This window comes from Virgibacillus sp. 6R (genome assembly GCF_001895305.1).
Classification (GTDB): domain Bacteria; phylum Bacillota; class Bacilli; order Bacillales; family Amphibacillaceae; genus Virgibacillus; species Virgibacillus pantothenticus.
On the sequence record NZ_CP017762.1, the window covers coordinates 4,007,280 to 4,025,715 of the forward strand.

The window sequence follows — 18,436 nt, forward strand, 5'->3', positions numbered from 1 at the left end:
AAAAATAGTTAAAGTCAATTTTCTGCCCGTCTATACGTAAAACGGAACATACGTACGCATTGGTGCGCCTCTTTACGAGGAGGAAATCGGAATGCATTATTTATCGAAGTATCAAGTATTTAGCGATGTAAGCGAGTTAAACCACCACGTCAAACAGCACACCAACCGGAAGAAGTACGACATGAACGAAACACAGCGCAACGTACTGCAATTTATATCGCAATATTCCGTGAAGTACCCCGGAGCAAGCCACTTAAAAACGCAAACAATCGCAGACGGAATCGGAAAATCGCGCCGTACAGTAGAACGAGCAGTCAAGGCGTTAGTTGCGTTAGAGGTGATCGAAAAATTAAGCACGACTAGGGCGGTTCGTGGCGGAAAAGGTGCGAACATTTATCGTATTTTGCCATATGTTGTCGAGTCGGAAATGTCGCATGGGGAAAAGTCAAAGAAAGCAAGCCCAGCAAAGGAAAACGAGCCGATTGTCAAAAAGCAAACCGAGGACTTTATAAGCGAACAACATTACGTATTAGAGCCGTGGGGAATACCCGCGCCTTTATTCGCTGTATTAAAGCCGTTCTTTTTCGGTAAGGAATTACGTAAATACGTAGGAATTATATTTAGGGCAAAGACGGCAAAGGTACGTTTAGAGGCACACGCAGAGGCGTTTCAGTCGTGTATTGTCGATTGCATACAAAGGTATAAACGTGAGCAGGTGCGTAATTTAGACGGATATATGTACGCTAGCATTCGCAAGTTAAGTCGTCGCTTATTCTTAGGGGAGGAGTGTGTCAAATGCGTTTAAAATACTGGTTAGGTTGTCGGCTATTTCGTAAAGATAGGTATAGCTATTTTGACGGAAAATGTATCGTTTGTGGTCGTAGAAATAAGGCTTGATCTTTATGTAATGCCTTATATAGCTAGACGTATACTGTAAACAAATTAGTACCTGATACTATTCCCAGACATAATATAGGAAGAAACTCGGGATTTATTTGGTTTAAGCGGTTATTTTTGTTTACTTTCATGTGATTATTGTACGTCAAAATAAGCCATTTTCGTCAAATTTATGGGGCAACGGGCGGTTGCGCGTGCCCTCCAAAACGTTTTAAGCCGGGCAACGCGTTCACGAGACGAAGCCCTCCGAAATTTTCACGGCAACAAAAAAAGGCGAGATGTCGATAGTACCTCGCCATTAGCCCGCCCTTTACAGCCGAAAGTCCCGAAGTGAGTTCGCAATTTCCTGCTCACGTATTCCGATGTATCGTTTAGTCGTCGCTTGATCTGCATGATTAAATATTTCCATTAACGTTGCTACGTCTTTTGTACGCTGGTAATAGTGATAGCCGAATGTTTTGCGGAGTGTATGCGTTCCTATGTCATTCCTTCCGATCAAGTCTGCCGCCTTGTTAAGTATTCGATAAGCCTGCGTTGTTGTGATATGTCCGTTTCCTTTGCGACTAGGAAACAGCCAGTAGTCGTCTGGTTTGTCTGGTAAGTATTCTGTTATGTACTCGGCTATGTCCGCCATTATTGCGTTTAAGTGAACAGTCCGCTTTTTCTGCGTTTTGCCTTCTCGAATTGTGAAGTTTGTTCGTCCTTTTACGTCTGCTATTTTTAGCCTTACTATATCGCCGATTCTTAGCCCAGTATTAATTCCGATAGTAAAGAGCAGCAAATTACGTGCTGATTGATTCATTTGCCCAACGCCTTTTCCTGCTATTTTTAAGGCTTCTCGGAACTCCTCTATTTCTTCGGCAGTTCTTAACGGTTGTACGTCTACTTTATTCGTCATTTTCCCACTCCTTTTATAGCGAATCGTATGTATGATTATATGTGGTAATTCTATATTAACGTACATTCGAATGATGGTCAACTATATAATGCTTATAATACAAGATATCGTATGTAAGGAAATAGGTATAAGATTACATTCAACACACAGACATAACCCAATGAAAGAACAACAGAGTAAGTAAGCACAGCACAAGACGTAAGCAGCCTAGACAGCTACGAGAAGACGTGTAAGGGAAGCACAAGACAAGCCAAGACGAGCACAGCAAAGGCAAGCATGAGAAGGCGTAACGCCCTCAAACTCGCTTAAAGCTCCACTGAAAACGAACAGGAATAAATTCGGAATTAATTTCGGGGATGATCGGAAGAGTGAACGAAGAAAAAGGGGGCGGGGGTAGTCTGTTTGTGAGGATCGTTGCCAGACCCCCGCAATTTGCGTACAACATTTTTTATTTTGAACTCCTAAATTATGGAATATAACAAAGGAATGCCAAAATTAACTCCGACCTTTCCGCCCGTCCACCTTTAACTGCCCTCATTTTTAAATACATACAGATACTTACGTAGATAATAAATAAGTTATTCGTACCGATTTTGTACATCTTTTACGTATATTACCGAAACAAAACTGAAACGTGACGACCTAAAGAACGGTCAGAAAGCGGCAATAGTAATTCGGTTGTTTTACGAGGAGGAGCGGAGGAAGGCTAGGGAAAGACAGGCGGAGAACGCAGAGAGATTGAATAGAGAATTAGGAAGATTAACAAATGTTCCAAATTTGGAACAATCGATTGAAGGAGGAAAAACTGGCGGAACGCCGCGGAGGTTGGACTGATTGGTTACGAGAGATTGAGATGGATAGGAGCGATGCAAATAAATTCATTCGCATTGTTGATGAATTAAGTGATGTAAGTGTGGGAACGTACCCACGTTTAGGGATGAAGGCATTATACATGATAACAACCTTACCGGAATCAGAACGCACCACAACGCACATCACGTCAAGAAAAACGAGGACGTCCTCGCAATTGCAACTGAATCGTCAAAAGCGACCACGTGGTCGGAATTACGATTGTCCGAATTTCAGATGGACAAAGCAGGTAATTACTGAACGTACAGTAATAACGATGGCAAATTCCGATACGTACTACAATTTAGGGGGTGGTGACGTCTGTCCGCAACAAGTTAGTCGGTTAATACAACAATTATAGTTATTGACAAATTGTCAACAGTTGAACATACCGTCAACGTAGAGTCTTGTTATAAGCTTGTCACAATTTGCGAACAGGTTCGGAAGTTTGGTTGTGCCAATTTGGCACGAACTAGTTTATAACGATCAATTATGCGATAGACATTCCGATGTCCGAAGCACCTCCGAATTTCGGAGAAGGTCGTAAACTTTTTGACGTATACCAACGTTTAAAAACGTGTGCAATTGACAGGAATTTAACGAAATAAAAGGCGCTCAGATGTTTCTATTTTATCCGAATGTATTAATACTCGCGACACACAGAACGCCTCATACGCTTTAATTTTTACGAAAATCTGCTACTAAGGAACGTTTAGTTTTCCGGTTTATCTCCAAAAGAAACATCATACGGATTAGCCATATTCATTATTTCGCTTTCAAGGTCTAATGACATTAGCTGGTTTATATCAGTTATTTTAAGGGCGTTCGCTATTTTTTCTAAGGTAGGAATATGCAGCCTCTCAATATAACCACGAGAAAGCTGGGATATAGTAGCTTGCCGAACTCCCGTCATTTCCGATAACTGAGATTGAGTTAACCCTCGTTCTTGCATTCTTCTTTTGATATGAAAAACCACTCTAATTTGATCGTGTGTTCTATCGTCTGGATTTTCAGGTGTATTTAATGCTTCAATAGCTTCTTTTCCAGTTGTATAATTTTTTGAACTCATATAGTCACTCCCTTTATTATAAGTATAACTCTTTAAGTTAATTTTATACGTTTACACGTTTAATTTCAAATTTAGTGTTGACATTTATAATTCGCGGTGCTAAAGTATAGATATAATATACTTCTAAGCGTATAGGCGTAATAAACGCATTTTTATTTCTGAGTATTATACTCTTAAACGTATAAAAGTAAAGGAGCGAATTAAAATGAAAACTATTAACCACGGAAACAAAGGAACTGTAACAATCACCGCAGATTATTCCGAAATAGCCGTTCTGCAACTCGCATTAAAAAAGCTGATGACGCAAACCAACGAAAAAGCACTAGCGGAAGAAGCAAGTCGGTTGTTGCATGACGTAAGCAACCCGGTAACAACGCTTGAGTTTGAGAGAGATACACCGGCAGTTGTAACTGACCCTAATCAGCCGCATACCGCTCACGATTTAGACTTTGACCTAACTGCCCATTTACCAGACGTCGAAATAACGGAAGAACACTACGAGGATGGCGGGTACTCCCGGTTTAAACAAAAGCATTATACCGATGGGCTGTCGTTAATCCTATTCGAGTCTGGCGAGGCAACGCTTGAAGGCGGCAACTTTGAAAGTGACGCGATGATTACCTTTTTATGGGATAAGCACGTTGGGAATTTATTTGCACATATAAACGAGGTAAGTGTAGTCGACCTGTTTGCGGAGTTATATCGCAGGAGATGGATCGGAGCAAAGGTAGAAGTAGGAGGCGCATATAAATGAGAAAACTAAACGCAACTGACGTATTTTACGTGACAGCCTTTGCGTTGGTTGTCGGATTCTTGTACTATGCCGTGATTGTTTCGGCTTAAAAACTATTAACTCGGTTGTCCCACATTGTGCTGTTTAACAAGGAAAATAAAGTAGGGGAATTTAATTGTCCCAAAATTACAGTCAACATGTGTACTCAATAGTGAGGGGATAAAATAATTGTACCACTTTTGGCTATTTACCTGGCAATTAATAATAGGGAGGGAAATAAATTATGAAAAAATACGCAATCGTGGCGAGGTTTCCGTTTATATGGATGAGGGCGTAAAAATTAAATGTCCCAAAGTAGGGTGCTTATTGGGGAATATGATAGTGAGGAGATAAAATAAAAATTTAAAATTAAATGTCGCAAATTCACTATTTTACGTCGTGTACAGTAATGACAGGTAATTGCTAGGTAAAGCCTAGACTAATTTAAGGGAGAGATTTTAATGGAAAACGTAATGAACAGTAAAAAAATTGAATTGGTTAGAGAGTTTATGACTGTCGGTCAAGATGAGAAAGTAGAACAACATGATTGGTCAAGTTTTACAGTAGACTACACTCTTTTGACGGTGCTGCATGAGTCAGAGTTTTTAAAGGCTGTTTGTGAATGTATAGAAGGCGGCGCCAATATTGATTATTTAGAAGTAGACTTTTTAGTTAGAACTACGGGAGTAAGTGAAAATGTATTCGAACTATTAAGAGAGCAATATTATCAATATAAGCACAGTCAAACAGTGGCTTCCACCAAGTCATTAGCAAGTATCATCGCAAATACAAAAGGCGTAATCGAGACGGCAAAACTAGCGCTTGATTACTACGGTATTAACCATTTTATGAGTATAAGCAGAGGCGAGCCAGCACGTAAGACGGATGACGGATTTTACTTGTGGGTCAATTGCTGATTCGCAAGTACGGAAGTGAAAAACATAGAAGGGGTGTTTTTAATGACGAATCAAGAACTGGAACAAAAACTCCGCGAAGCTACCCGTAAGTTAGAAAGCGAACGCAAGGAACGTAAGATACTCGAACAATTTATTGCAAAAAGAATCGCCCGAACTCCGCGACCGTTCATTCGACACGCCTTACGGAGTTAAATTACTGGACGACTTTTACAACGCTATGGACGAATTATCGGAATGGCAACGTAAATATGCATGGATTTCGTCAGACATTGAGCAGTTAAGGGTATTAGCGGAGGCTGATGAGGATATGCGTGAGGAGTTCGAAAAGAATCGGAACATGTGGCGTACTTTAAGCGAGATATTTGACGGAGGGAGCAACAGCGGAATTATTCACTAAATAGGAAGTTGTGACCGAATTGTGAACGGTAATGTAAATTTTCTGTGACAATTTTCGTTTTATACCCACATTTTTTACCGTTTAGTTGCCTTAATAAACGCGGGGTAATTATTTTATTAGTGTATTTTTACCCTTTAGCTGTCTATATAAACGCGGAAAGGGTTGGGTTTGGAGGTTGCCCGACACTTTCCTATAATTTTTAAATTTAATTATTTATTTTAGTAGTGTGAGGGAGGATAAAAATTGGAAAAGTACAAATGTATTTTAAGCCTAAGAGTAGCTAATGATCTAGTCGCAAAGGACTTTGATCTCGTACATATCGAGCCGTCAACAAGACGACCGGGCAAGTTGGTTTTTGTGTTTAAAAACAGCGAGGATTTAGAACGAGAGTTGTCGACTTACAGGGCAAAGGGGCGTAGTTAAGTATGGAACAGCCAACAAAACAGCACGTTAAGCAATTTAACAAGCTGTACATTCAAACGCGGAGCAAATACTTAGTGCAATACCCTGACAGATACGTAACACTGACGTACAGCACGACAAATAACGTTCTAAAATTAAATGACGGTCTCATCGACACACACCTTAAAGGCGGACTAACTTACGGAATATTTTCCGGCGGCTACTTTAACAAGTTTATAACGTTTGATGTCGATTGCAAACATGAAACTACCGCTAGATGGGCGACGTTAAAACTTGTTCATGTTTTGGTTGACGAGTTTGGAATTAGCCGAAAACACATACACGTTAGTTTGTCCGGTAATAAAGGGTATCACGTCGATTTGTTTTTTGATAAGCCGATCCTCGTCAGCGAACTAAAGGAATTTTATCGAAATGTAATTAGTAACGTTGGCGCTATCCCAAACGGAGAAATCGAGTTCCGGGCGACATGGAAGCAAGGCGTCAAGTTACCGCTAGGGGTTCATCAAAAGACCGGTCAGCGTTGCTGGTTTGTGGACAACGAGACGCTAGAGCCGATAAAGTCGTTTGATTACATATTAACCATCGAGCAAATGTCGTCTACATCGATAACAAAAACCGACTTTGGCCTAACTGAGGAACAAATCGCAGAGTTTGAGACAGTCGCAAGTAAAACGGATATATCTGTAAATGCTGTTGATCTGTCCGGTGCTTTACAACGAGCGGCTAAGATAATCGAAACTGGACGGTTGACGCAGAGCGGAACGAGACATAAAACGACCTTTACGTTAGCTTGTTTCGGAAATACGCAAGGCTGGGAGCAAGCCGAAACGGTTAACGTAATTATGGACGTGTTGACGAATACACCGAGGGAGTACTTTAGCGAGGGGAGTACGCCGGATTATTGGCAAAAAGAAGCGGAAAGACTTACTAAATACGTGTTTGAAAAGGATATAACGATTAAGGAGTCTGATCGCAATCTAGTAATCTACAAAAGCGAGATTCTTGCGGTACTTGGCGCAGGAACTTTCCGACAAAAACAACTAGCCTATGCAATGTTAATTACAAGCAAGCGGTACGGTAATATATTTTACCTTACGATGAGGTCAGCAATGAAAATGATCGGTACTAATTCGCATGAAACGGTACAAAATGCAGTTAAAAAGCTGATCGAAACTGGATTTATCAAATATCACAGGAAATCGGAAGTAGATAGGGCTAGGAGTTTGGAGTTAGGCGAGGTTAGATACAAACCAAACAAATATAGATTAACTATTGACGAGCCAAAAGAAAGCGAGGATTCAGTAAAGGTTACGGCGGAAAGTGATTTAATAGAGGTTGCTTTAATGCTTTGTAGCACCCCGGAAATAAGAAAATATGTAAAGCGTCACGAATTTAACAATAGATGGAAAGCGCGCGTGCATTAAAACCTTGCCTAACGGCTATCTCTCTTAACTACATACAGATATAAATAAGTTATTCGTACCGAAAACCAACACATGGAATATACTGCCAAATAAACTGCTAAAGGGGATATTATTTTATGGCCAACAAAAACACCGAACTATACGACTTACGTACTAAGCAAGAACGCGCCGGACGAACAGACGTCGATCAGCTACGCAAAGATACGGAAAAGTACCTCGCAAACAACAACGAGCCTACTCGCAAAGAACTCGGCATTCTCGCCGGAACATGGGCGTTTGTGGCGGAGAATATCGAACGCGAAGCATGGCGCGACTACACGCCGGAGCAATGGGCGCAGTTAGAATATCAGCACACCGAAAAGTCACGCTACACGTTACCGGACTTACTTGACGACATCTTAACGGCGCAAGAATACGGCAGCGTAACTGAGGAGGGTGCGAGAGAGTGGGCGGCAAGCTATCGAGAATGTAGCTACGTGTTTTGCATTAACGTGTTTAAGGGGAGAAAAGACCAGCGTTTTTGTAGCGGAGATTGCCGCAAGAGAATGCATCGGGCGCAAAAGCAATTTGAAGAAACTGGAACGTACTTGCCTACGAGTGCTTATGTTGATAAACGAGAACAGACGGAGGAAAAAGACTATCAAGAGCGAGAAATAGCGATGGAGGACGGAGAATTGACTGATAAGCTAATCATGCAAGCGCAAAAACGAGTGTACGGAGGCAGACGTGATAAACAGGCGGAAATTATGCGAGAAAAAAGTAAAAAACCGCAGGAAAAGCGTCGCGAAAATCCCGTTAATAGTAGAGGCGGAGACAACGCCAATGATTTTTTATGCTTTGATACTAATGCAGTAAACAGCAAAAAGGAGGTAATTTAATGTTAATTGATAATAATACGTTTTACATAATAAGGAAAGTACACCAACTAACTACTTACCAAATGGCGGATAAGCTGGGGTATAGCCAAACATACGTAAGTTTTATCGAGCGCGGAGTTGAGAACGTAACTGATAATGTAAAAAATCAATTAATAGAAGTTTTTGGATTAGATGCAGAAAAATTAGCAGAAATCAAAGCCATTTATAAAAAATTTAATCTAAGTAAGTAAAAACACATATAATTACCCATTATAATTTTATGATATTTACGATTTAATGTCAATAAAAACTAAAAGGAGTTGAATGTAATGACAATTGATAAGCCACACGATCAGTTACTCCGTGATATTTTACCTTACATAAATTTTAATTTTAATGTAGTGTGCACTAACCCACATGAAACTGATGCAGACAAAGTAGAGCCGATTAATATAAAACAATTAGCTAAGGCGTTAGGTTTTAAAAGTTATCGCAAACTGCATGAAATTTTGTTGAATATAAAAGTAGACAATGAGCCTGTTTTTGGGTTTGTTAGCCATCAAAAACCTTTTAAAAATACAAAGATAGTTGTGAATGCTTGCTTTGCATATAACGGTGATAACGACAACATAAAAGCCGTTGAATTGCTATTTAGATAATAAACGTCGTTAAGTTTGGCGTTTTTTATATTCAATTTTACAAAAGAGAGGATTTTTACAATGACAAATGAAAACAACTGGGCAGAAAAACGGAAAGAACTAGAACGCCAACTAATAGACGCAAAGCAAAAGGTAATGCACTATGACAGGAATCTACGCCCTTATCGTACTGTAACGGAAAGTGAATACCGCGAAGCTAAAAGAGATTTGATTTGCTTAGCAACGGAAATTAGAAACGGAGACCACGAAGTAACCAAACCCGCCGACCCGTACGAAGGCATGTCCGTCGCTCAATTAAAGCAACTATTTGACGACAAAAAGGCGGAATACAAAGGCGGAGCCGGCAGCTCAAGGCAAGCAGCGGAGTTGTTAACGATTAACACGCGCATCCAAGCCTTAGAAGCAGGCGAGGCGAGTGAGTAACGGAGAAAATAACGAACTGTGGAAGCAAGAACCGGGCTGGCTTGCGGGATACACCGAGGATCGCGAGTTGATTCGCAGGATTAAGCGATATAAACATGATTGGCGTATCACTGCCGATTATTTTAAAAACGGCAAGCTGATAGGCGTCCATTTTCGGATACCTAGCGAGCAGAGACGCCCGGCTGAACGTATGTTTGAGTGCAAAGTAAAGTCGGTCTAATACAAGCGAAACAGACAAACGCGGAGGGGATAAACGAGTGTACTGCATAACTAAGCAACACACGTATGTTGGCAACTTACCGCCTCAAACAACGTTAATCAAAACGGACAAGGACGGTAATAGTAGCTATTTAATCGATAACGACGTTGTTTTAACGGTACAAGAGGACGAAAACAAGTACGAGATTACTTGCGGCAAAAAGCTAATCGCACAAGGGATATACGACAATATATTTCAAACGGTGGATAGCTTGCGGAGGTTTGGAATGCCCCGTCCCGACGTAGCCATATATACACACGAGTACGAGGAAACGGGAGAAAAACGTAGAGTAAGGCGGAAATACAGCCTTTTTGAAGAAGAAATACGATCAATAATTGTAAAGGTGGGGCAGTTAAATGGCGAAAAAATCAAATGGGAGGCTTCGAGGCTTGAAAGACCTCAATACCAGAAAAAAGATGGCGGAGGGCAGGAACTGGACGCAGAGAATACTTGCGGAGTTGGGCAACAAGCAGCAACAAAATAGAGCGAGGGAGGTTAATTAGTGCTATATAACGTTTATATCCACAAAGCAAGCGATAGCAAGAGATCGGTGTACGCCTATTTTATGCAAAACGCATCAACTGGAAGCTACTCCGAGCATGTTATCGTCAAAAAGATTAAACGTAAGCAAGCGCAGACAAGCGACAGGGAAAACGATTTTAAGGCGTTTCAAGCGATTATCCGTCATACTGCTAAGCAAACCGATGTACATAAAGCAAATTTCATTTTTGTAAAAAACATGACCGAGTTTTTATTTGAACTGGTAGGTGCGGAGGAAACCGAGCATACATATTTACGAGATTCTGCTAACTGGTTGCTTCAACGTTTTGTTAGTTATAACTTAGAGGGTTCAAACGGAGAAGAACATCAAGCAGTAGCTGTTATCGACAACGGCATGCAGGAGTTGGAACGACATAAAAGCGTATTATATAGGTTTCAGCGCTTAATTAAAAAATTAAAGGGAGAGGATTTAACGTATGAATAACGCTGATGACTTACGAACTGTAAAAGTTGAAAAATCGCAGGAACTAAGGGACTTAATCGCAAAATATCAACAGCAACGCGAGCAAACCGAGGAACGGCAAAAACAAGCCAAAGAACAGGCGGATAAAATACAAGCGGAGTTATCGCAAGCCCAACGAAAACTAGAGCAGGCAATGGACGCTACGCTCGCTGACCCCTCCAATAAAAACCAAGAAAAAGAACGGGAGTTAAGACGTAAAATTGCCGACCTGCAACTCGACTTACAAGGCGCACAGGGGCGTAAAGATAGGGCGTTTAGATCGGGTTCATCTGATGCCAATACAACGGCAAGGCAAGCGGTTAACCTCGCAAAACAAGAAGCACAAGACGCGGTAGCACAGCACTTTGATGCCGTTAAAAAGCGAATTGAAGACGCTAAGTACGAGTACCTCAAAGCGCTTGTCGGTTATCGTCAGTTTGAACTAGACATAGAGCGGGGCATATTTTTTGATACAGTAGAAGCAGTAAATCAATCAAACACAAAGGTGCAACGTCCGTATGTACCATCTGTGCAGTTCCTCGCACCTCCATCGTACTACACAAATTATCACGGAGTCGTAGAGACGGAAGTTAGCAGAGCATACAAACACGGAAAAATTACGCGCGGGAGCGTGCGCCCAGAACGAGAAATCAACTAAAATAGACGAGATAAGAAGAAACAGAGGGGCTAACGCCTCTCTTTTTTTATTTAAAGGAGGTGGTAAAAAGGTGAAAAGCAATAAGTTTGCTAAGGTATTTAGCTATACATTCGCAACCGTTATTTTAACTGGAATGTTATTAGCTGCATTAGGTTTAATGGCGATTGGATTAGATTTTATTTACAGCTTTTTGTAAGCAAAGGGGAGAATTGGTACAAAACAAGGGGGAATTAGTTTGCATAGCAAAAAAGACATACAAGATGTGGTAACAAAGCACTTAAACAAAGTAACCAAAATGACTACTCAAAAACCAGAGCGGCGCACCTACCAAAGCGCGGCTCTTTTAGTTTCGCAGGGTGAAACGAAGTTAAAAAACTTAAAACTAAACGTAGACGACCGCCGTCACCTAAGCATCCTCCGCGAAGCGATGAAGGAACTCCGTATAGCACTTGAAGCTGGCGCGAAGGGAAACCGACCAAAACACGATGTACATATAAAAAGAGCGCAAAACCTCGCTAACGAGTATGCAAGGCGGATTGATAGCTGATGATAGGAGACGTTTTAGTAAAAATAGGCGCGGACATTTCCGACTACCAGCGAAATTTGCAGCGTGCAACAAGGTCGTTAGAGCAATTCGGCAACCGAATGAGTACGATAGGTACATCGATGGCTACTACGTTTGGTGCAATTGCAACAGGCGGAGTGGTAGCGATTGGGGCGACAGTTAAAGCTGCCAGTGATTTTGAAAGTGCGTTCGCCGGAGTTGAGAAGGTGCTTTCAGGTTCACAAAAAGATTTTGACGGTTTGGCAAAAGGAATTCGCAACATGGCGAAAGAAATCCCGGCTAGCACTACGGAAATAGCAAAGGTCGCAGAAGTATCAGGACAGTTAGGAGTTAAAAAGAAGGATTTACTCGGCTTTACACGGACGATGGTTGACCTCGGTAATACGACCAACCTATCCGCGGAAGAAGCGGCAACTGCAATTGCGCGGTTTGCGAATATTACTGGCATGTCATTAAGTGACGCTGATCGTTTAGGAGCGGTTATCGTAGATCTCGGTAATAACTTCGCAACCACGGAAAGCGAAATTACCGAAATGGCGATGCGATTAGCAGGTGCAGGTAATCAGATCGGGCTGTCACAGGCGGAAATTATGTCCTTTGCGGCGTCTTTGTCCAGCTTAGGTTTTACGGCAGAAGCCGGAGGTAGCGCGTTCTCGCGTGTGTTCCTGAACATGAAATCTGCGATTATGGAAGGCGGAGACTCACTCAAAAACTTTTCAAAAGTAGCCGGAATGTCTACCGACGAGTTTGCAAAAGCGTTTGAAAAAGACGCTGCGGGGGCAGTTTTAGCGTTTCTTAAAGGACTAGATACGATGAATCAAGAAGGCGGTAACACGATCGGCATGTTAAAAGATCTCGGACTTAACGAGATTGTCGTGAGGGACTCGCTTTTAAGGGCATCTGAAGCTACTAACGTATTTAGCGAGGCATTAAAAACAGGTACCTCAGCTTGGCAGGAAAACAGTGCGTTAACCGAAGAAGCGGCTAAGAGATACGAAACGTTTGCCTCAAAAGCCGAGGTTTTGTGGAACAAGATACAAGATATCGCTATATTAATTGGAACGCCGTTAATGGAAGCGTTAAGCCTAATGATTGAAGGTATATCACCAGTCATCGAAGCAATTGGAAGGTTAGCGGAATGGTTTGCAAACACTAATCAGACGTTTCAGATGTTTATTTCGTTCGGCGTTATCATCGGAACTATCTTAGCCGCACTAGCCGCAGGGATCGGAATAGTTGTTGCAATTGTCGGACAAATGATAATTGGGTTTACAGCGGTAGCTGCTGCTGTGGGCTTAACGTCGGTTGTGTTAGCTAAAATTATCGCCATAGTTGGTGGAGTGATCGCCGCAATAACCGCAATAATTGGCATAGTCGTATGGGCTTATAACGAGTTCGATTGGTTTAAAAATACGGTAAACGCCGTTTGGGAAGCAATTAAGACAGGAGTACAGGTCGCTTTTGAGTTTATTCGCGAGATCATCAGCACGGTAGTTAGCCACGTAGTGTCGTTTGCGGGCGAGCAATTAGCGAAGTTTCAAGCGCTTTGGGACGAACACGGATCGGCGATAGTTGCCGGAGTAAAAGGTGGATTCGGAATAATTAAAGCCACAGTGTCGGGAGCAATGTCGTTCATTAAAGGGATTTTTCAGATCGTCTGGCCGCAAATATCTGCGATTGTTGAAGTAGCTTGGGGCGTAATTGAGACTGTAGTAGGTTCGGCGATTGATATTGTCGTCGGTCTTATAGACGCAGGAATGTCTTTGCTAAGAGGAGATTGGGAAGGCGCTTGGGAAGCGATAAAAGGTATCGGGGAAGATATTTGGCACAATATTGAGGATTTCTTCAAAAACATCGATTTAATGGAAATCGGTAAGGACGTAATCGGTGGCTTTATCGAAGGTATTTCCAGTATGGCAGATGGAGCTGTAGAAGCGGCTAAGTCCGTAGGTAATGACATTAAAAATACGCTACTTGATTATTTTGACATTAATTCGCCGTCCCGAGTAATGCGTGATGAAGTCGGTAAAATGATCGGTAAAGGTTTAATCGAAGGTATGGACGCAGAGATACGGTCAATCCAAAAAATGGCAGAAAGAATTTCCCAAGCAGCCACGCCCGAACAGCCGAAACTAGCCGGCTTCGACACCGGACAAATACGCGCACATACTCACACAGCTACAGCAAGGCTACAAGCCGAGTTGAGTGCGAGTGGCGCAGGCGGTGGGAATGACGTGTTTTACGAGATGAAGGACGAGATTAAAGGAATGCGTAAGGAGTTGTATAATCAGCGTAATATAATAATTGAGATGGATAAACGTGCTGTAGGTAGGGCTGTAACTCCGACGGTAAGTGAAGAAATTGCTCGGGAGAAAAGAAGAAGACAGAGTTTTAGGTCTGGTCCGGGATTACAATGGTAAAGCGTAAGTAAGCGAGGGCGTTCCCGTTGTGGGGCGTCCTCTTTTTTTGCCAAAAATAGGTTATTATGCGAAAATACTTATAAATTAGGTGAATTTAACTAGGCGACAAGAAGGGGATGTTGAATGAACAAAGTAAGAGAGTGGTTTAAAAGTCTATCAAGTATAAAAAAGATAGGAGTAGTTTTTGTCGGTGTTACCGTAGTACCTTCCGTAATTATTGTTGTACTGTCTATATTAGTAACGTCTGTCGGTTTAGCTACTGGCGCGGTAGATATGGACGAAATAATGTCCGAGAAAGAAGAAGAGAGAAATGCTGAAACTAAAGAACGAGAAAAGGAATTAAAGGAAAGGGAAGAGAACGCGGAAGAAGTTAAAAAGAAAGAAAAAGAGAAAAAACCTTCTACAGACGATTTAGAAGAATGGGTTATCAAGACAGTAAATGACGAGATAGGAGACGAATCAAATACAGATAAAAAGCGTATAGATAAGGTGAGTTTAATTGATTACGTATTCACCGAGGATAACGACAAAGATAGAGTCGTCAACTTATACTTAAACGCGGATGATAACTTCACTCTAAAAATGATCGGTAGAGGCATTCTAATGAAGTCGTCTGACGTATTTCAGAGTCTTTTTAAAGACGATAGAGTCGCAGAGGTCGGCTTATTTTGGCAGTTAGGGGCGATAGATAAGTACGGCAATACTTCGGACGACATTATCGCTAAAGTTATACTAAAACGCGAAACGTTCGAAAAGATAAACTACGATAATTTCCTCGACCAAGACTACGAGCATGTAGCAGATTCGTTCTTCATGCGCGACGAGTTTAAAGAGTAGCAACTACGGACAGCTTGCGGAGTAATTTCCGGGCTGTCCGTAGTTGCGTTATTTTGTAACCGACTCTAACGCTTTTTTATATTCGTTAAACTTATCTTCTTCAAGATCGCCATTTATTTGCAACAATACGTTTCCACTTTTCGCCGTCCATGAAAATAACATTGCGCTTTCTTCCCCAAGAGAATCGTAATATTCCTTCATTTCGTCGAGGTCGTCTTGGTTACTGTATGTAATAACCCGCCCCCCAGCACCTTCCGCAATAGACGGAACCAAAAATCTAAGCCCCTCATCAGATTTCATCGGTGCTACTCCGTAATCATCTTTTGTCATCTCCGTAGGTTCTTCGGCTTCTAAGCCTGCGTCCTTGAATGCTTTGATAACATCGTCTGCAGTAGCTTCATCTCCTCCGCAAGCAGTTAAAACCACAGTAAACGCTATCATTAAAAGTAAGGTTATTAATCTTTTCAACTATAACTCCCCTTTTCTTCTTTTATAGCTACATACTACCAGTTAATAGACACTATTTCCATACAATATTATCGGAGAGTTGCCGCTTGCAATTTTACGAGGGATTGCGTACAATTAAGTAAAATTAAACGAGCGTAATTAGTAACATAAGACTCGAATTTAACCGTTTGATTCATCGCTAAAGCTTACGCAAGGTCTGCGTAAGGGTTTCGAGTTTAGTCGTTGAACAAGACGGTTTCCGGTACCGTGAGTCGGGGGTTCAAATCCCTCCGGGCGTGCTAAAACGATAAAAATCCGCTTTAGCTTAAGGAAAAAGCCCTCGAGGAGGTTGCTTATTCCATGTTAAAGTGGATTTTTTTGTATAAGTGCCAAAAGCCATGATGGAATGCAGATTCTCAGGCTTTATCCCGCATAAGGTGCTGTATAACTTCCACTTTCCATACTACAACAAGTCTAAGTGGGAGATATCAGCACCTAAATGCCCTATTTCGTAAGAGGACTTATGGACATATCATTATGGCACTAACAATGATGAAAGAAAACCCCCGCTGATTGAAGATTCACTTTATTGGAAAATTAATGGAATTTGTTCAATCAGCGTTATAATGCCTAAGAAACCCATCATAATCACAACGATGCTGCCTGTTACAGTTAACCATAGTGGATGCTTATATGTACCAACCATTTTCTTCATATTTGCAGCTACTAATATAGTCCCTAGAGCAAGTGGCAAGATAAGTGCATTTAATGCTCCGACTAAAACAAGCATTTGCACTGGCTCTCCAATGAAGGTAAATGTTGTTGTAGAAATGATGATAAATAGAATTGTAATCCAATTATGATATTTTTCAATAAATGGACTAAAAGAACGAATAAACGAAACGGATGTGTAGGCGGCTCCGACCACAGAGGTAATAGCAGCTGCCCACATAATAACACCAAATAGTCGATAGCCGATATCACCGACTGCTAGTTGAAAAACGGAAGCGGGAGGATTGGTTGGATTAATAGTTAGTCCTTGTGAGATAACGCCGAGAACCGCTAGAAATAGTGCTACACGCATAACGCCTGTAACTGCTATTCCAGTAATCGAACTTTTGGTCACAAGTGGTAAGTTGTTTTTTCCTTTAATTCCTGCATCTAACAAACGGTGTCCCCCTGCAAAGGTGATATAACCACCAACAGTTCCACCGACTAGGGTAATGATGGCATAGATACTTATTTCTTCAGGTTTTACCGTATTTATGATCACTTCTCCAACAGGGGGAAAGGTTTTAAAAGCAACATAAAGCATTAAAAGTATCATGATAAAGCCTGCAATTTGAACGACTTTATCCATCGCCTTGCTCGCTTCCTTTATTGTAAAAATCAAAATAGCAAAAATGGCACTTATCATTGCTCCATGAATGGGGTTCAACCCTAGCATAGCATTTAAACCAAGACCTGCGCCTGCAATGTTCCCTATATTAAAGGCAAGCCCACCTAGAACAATTAGTATTGCTAAGATTACACCTAGTCCAGGTAGAACTTTATTAGCTATTTCTTGACCACGTAGTCCGGTTACAGCAATAATACGCCAAACATTTATTTGTGCAAAGACATCTAATAACAATGAAATTAAAATAACAAAGGCAAAACTAGCTGCTAACTGTTGAGTAAACACAGTAGTTTGTGTTAAAAAACCTGGTCCTATAGAGGATGTTGCCATTAAAAATGCTGCTCCAAGAAGAACACTTCTGCTTGTTTTTTTCTCTTGGCTTATTTGCTCCGGTTTCTGTTTTTTCTTCTGTGGGGACATTTATTTGTTTCCTTCTCCCTTTTGGATTGCAGCAATTTGGATGTTATGTTTTTGAAACGAATCGGTTATATAGGCAGCAAAGTCAACAGCATGCTCGCCATCGCCATGAATACAAATAGTATCTGCTTTTAAAGGAACGGCAATCTTTTGTGTGGAAATAACTTTACCTTCCGTTACCATTTTAATTACTTGCGATACCGCTTGTTCGCGATCTGTAATTAATGCATTGTTTTCCTTGCGCGATGTCAGTGTACCATCTGATTGATATGTACGATCCGCAAATACTTCATGGGCAGTAGGTAAACCCATTTTCTCCCCAGCTTTTGCTAGTTCACTGCCGGATAGGGCATACAGTACTAATCGGGGAGAGATATCATATATTGCTTGAGCAATGGCTGTAGCCAGTTCCTGATCGTTCGCTGCCATATTGTACAAAGCGCCATGAGGCTTTACATGCTGCATTCGCTCGTTAAATGAGGCTAAGAAACCGTTCAATGCACCAATTTGATACACAACTATATCGTATGCCTGCTGAGCTGTAATAGCCATTTCTCGCCTTCCGAATCCATTTAAATCTGGTAGACCAGGGTGCGCACCAATTTTGACGTCATTTTCAATCGCAAGTTGCACCGTTTCTCGCATTACGGTTGGGTCTCCAGCATGAAAGCCGCAAGCGATGTTGGCGGATGAAACATAGGTTAGAATGTCTTTTTGTTCACTTAGCTTGTATCGTCCGAAGCTTTCTCCCATATCACAATTTAAATCTACCTGAAGCATTTTTTCTCCTACCTCATTTCAATATTTTCGCACCTTTTTTTAAAATAAGCGTATTAGTTCCTAGAT

General features: G+C 41.4%; 22 protein-coding genes. 17 read left to right on the plus strand and 5 right to left on the minus strand.

What is annotated here, in order from left to right:
- The first annotated feature begins 91 nt into the window (after positions 1-91).
- Entirely contained in the window at positions 92-805 is a 714-nt protein-coding gene (locus BKP57_RS18075; RefSeq protein ID WP_072742102.1) for a hypothetical protein, read from the plus strand.
- A 402-nt stretch (positions 806-1,207) separates the two neighbouring features.
- Here BKP57_RS18075 and BKP57_RS18080 read toward each other — a convergent pair whose 3' ends face one another.
- Entirely contained in the window at positions 1,208-1,795 is a 588-nt protein-coding gene (locus BKP57_RS18080) for a site-specific integrase (protein WP_072742103.1), read from the minus strand.
- A gap of 766 nt (positions 1,796-2,561) precedes the next feature.
- On the opposite strand from BKP57_RS18080, the gene BKP57_RS22565 reads away from it, so the two are divergent.
- Positions 2,562-3,005 carry a hypothetical protein gene (locus BKP57_RS22565; protein ID WP_072742104.1) on the plus strand — a complete coding sequence of 148 codons (444 nt, stop codon included), beginning with the start codon at positions 2,562-2,564 and terminating at the stop codon, positions 3,003-3,005.
- A gap of 351 nt (positions 3,006-3,356) precedes the next feature.
- Here BKP57_RS22565 and BKP57_RS18090 read toward each other — a convergent pair whose 3' ends face one another.
- Positions 3,357-3,713, minus strand: coding sequence for a helix-turn-helix domain-containing protein (locus BKP57_RS18090; protein WP_083547326.1), 357 nt, complete (start codon positions 3,711-3,713; stop codon positions 3,357-3,359).
- A gap of 205 nt (positions 3,714-3,918) precedes the next feature.
- Here BKP57_RS18090 and BKP57_RS18095 point away from each other — a divergent pair, with 205 nt between their 5' ends.
- From BKP57_RS18095 to BKP57_RS18170, 15 genes are all read left to right on the plus strand, one after another.
- Positions 3,919-4,467, plus strand: a complete 549-nt coding sequence (locus BKP57_RS18095) for a hypothetical protein (RefSeq protein ID WP_072742105.1) — start codon at positions 3,919-3,921, stop codon at positions 4,465-4,467.
- Between the two features lie 479 nt (positions 4,468-4,946).
- A complete protein-coding gene (locus tag BKP57_RS18100; RefSeq protein ID WP_072742106.1) occupies positions 4,947-5,402 on the plus strand; it encodes a hypothetical protein in 456 nt (151 codons plus the stop codon).
- A gap of 133 nt (positions 5,403-5,535) precedes the next feature.
- On the plus strand, positions 5,536-5,799 hold the full coding sequence (locus tag BKP57_RS18105) for a hypothetical protein (RefSeq protein WP_156875380.1): 264 nt from the start codon (positions 5,536-5,538) through the stop codon (positions 5,797-5,799).
- 425 nt (positions 5,800-6,224) lie between these two features.
- Positions 6,225-7,646 carry a TOTE conflict system archaeo-eukaryotic primase domain-containing protein gene (locus BKP57_RS18115; RefSeq protein ID WP_072742109.1) on the plus strand — a complete coding sequence of 474 codons (1,422 nt, stop codon included), beginning with the start codon at positions 6,225-6,227 and terminating at the stop codon, positions 7,644-7,646.
- A gap of 116 nt (positions 7,647-7,762) precedes the next feature.
- Positions 7,763-8,524: a hypothetical protein gene (locus tag BKP57_RS18120; RefSeq protein WP_072742110.1), complete on the plus strand. Its 762-nt coding sequence runs from the start codon at positions 7,763-7,765 to the stop codon at positions 8,522-8,524.
- The gene (locus BKP57_RS18125; protein ID WP_072742111.1) at positions 8,524-8,754 is read left to right on the plus strand and encodes a helix-turn-helix domain-containing protein; all 231 of its coding nucleotides are present in this window, start codon (positions 8,524-8,526) and stop codon (positions 8,752-8,754) included. Before BKP57_RS18120 ends, BKP57_RS18125 begins: the two co-directional genes overlap by 1 nt.
- 78 nt (positions 8,755-8,832) lie before the next feature.
- Positions 8,833-9,162, plus strand: coding sequence for a hypothetical protein (locus tag BKP57_RS18130; protein WP_072742112.1), 330 nt, complete (start codon positions 8,833-8,835; stop codon positions 9,160-9,162).
- Positions 9,163-9,222: 60 nt separating this feature from the next.
- On the plus strand, positions 9,223-9,585 hold the full coding sequence (locus BKP57_RS18135; RefSeq protein WP_072742113.1) for a hypothetical protein: 363 nt from the start codon (positions 9,223-9,225) through the stop codon (positions 9,583-9,585).
- Between the two features lie 257 nt (positions 9,586-9,842).
- A complete protein-coding gene (locus BKP57_RS18145; protein WP_072742115.1) occupies positions 9,843-10,328 on the plus strand; it encodes a hypothetical protein in 486 nt (161 codons plus the stop codon).
- Between the two features lie 18 nt (positions 10,329-10,346).
- Positions 10,347-10,829, plus strand: coding sequence for a hypothetical protein (locus BKP57_RS18150; protein WP_072742116.1), 483 nt, complete (start codon positions 10,347-10,349; stop codon positions 10,827-10,829).
- Positions 10,822-11,505 carry a hypothetical protein gene (locus BKP57_RS18155; protein WP_072742117.1) on the plus strand — a complete coding sequence of 228 codons (684 nt, stop codon included), beginning with the start codon at positions 10,822-10,824 and terminating at the stop codon, positions 11,503-11,505. The genes BKP57_RS18150 and BKP57_RS18155 overlap by 8 nt, the downstream gene beginning before the upstream one ends.
- Positions 11,506-11,575: 70 nt before the next feature.
- On the plus strand, positions 11,576-11,701 hold the full coding sequence (locus tag BKP57_RS23180) for a hypothetical protein (protein ID WP_257786690.1): 126 nt from the start codon (positions 11,576-11,578) through the stop codon (positions 11,699-11,701).
- 39 nt (positions 11,702-11,740) lie between these two features.
- Positions 11,741-12,052: a hypothetical protein gene (locus BKP57_RS18160; protein ID WP_072742118.1), complete on the plus strand. Its 312-nt coding sequence runs from the start codon at positions 11,741-11,743 to the stop codon at positions 12,050-12,052.
- A gap of 119 nt (positions 12,053-12,171) precedes the next feature.
- The gene (locus tag BKP57_RS18165) at positions 12,172-14,490 is read left to right on the plus strand and encodes a phage tail tape measure protein (protein WP_198035009.1); all 2,319 of its coding nucleotides are present in this window, start codon (positions 12,172-12,174) and stop codon (positions 14,488-14,490) included.
- Positions 14,491-14,613: 123 nt separating this feature from the next.
- Positions 14,614-15,327 (plus strand): hypothetical protein, encoded by a 714-nt coding sequence (locus BKP57_RS18170; RefSeq protein ID WP_072742120.1) that lies wholly within the window; start codon positions 14,614-14,616, stop codon positions 15,325-15,327.
- Positions 15,328-15,375: 48 nt separating this feature from the next.
- On the opposite strand, the gene BKP57_RS18175 is transcribed toward BKP57_RS18170, so the two are convergent.
- From BKP57_RS18175 to BKP57_RS18185, 3 genes are all read right to left on the minus strand, one after another.
- Positions 15,376-15,768 (minus strand): stress protein, encoded by a 393-nt coding sequence (locus BKP57_RS18175; RefSeq protein WP_156875381.1) that lies wholly within the window; start codon positions 15,766-15,768, stop codon positions 15,376-15,378.
- 592 nt (positions 15,769-16,360) lie between these two features.
- Positions 16,361-17,557 carry an NRAMP family divalent metal transporter gene (locus tag BKP57_RS18180; RefSeq protein WP_399479679.1) on the minus strand — a complete coding sequence of 399 codons (1,197 nt, stop codon included), beginning with the start codon at positions 17,555-17,557 and terminating at the stop codon, positions 16,361-16,363.
- 36 nt (positions 17,558-17,593) lie between these two features.
- Entirely contained in the window at positions 17,594-18,370 is a 777-nt protein-coding gene (locus BKP57_RS18185) for a LamB/YcsF family protein (protein ID WP_050352355.1), read from the minus strand.
- Positions 18,371-18,436 lie beyond the last annotated feature (66 nt).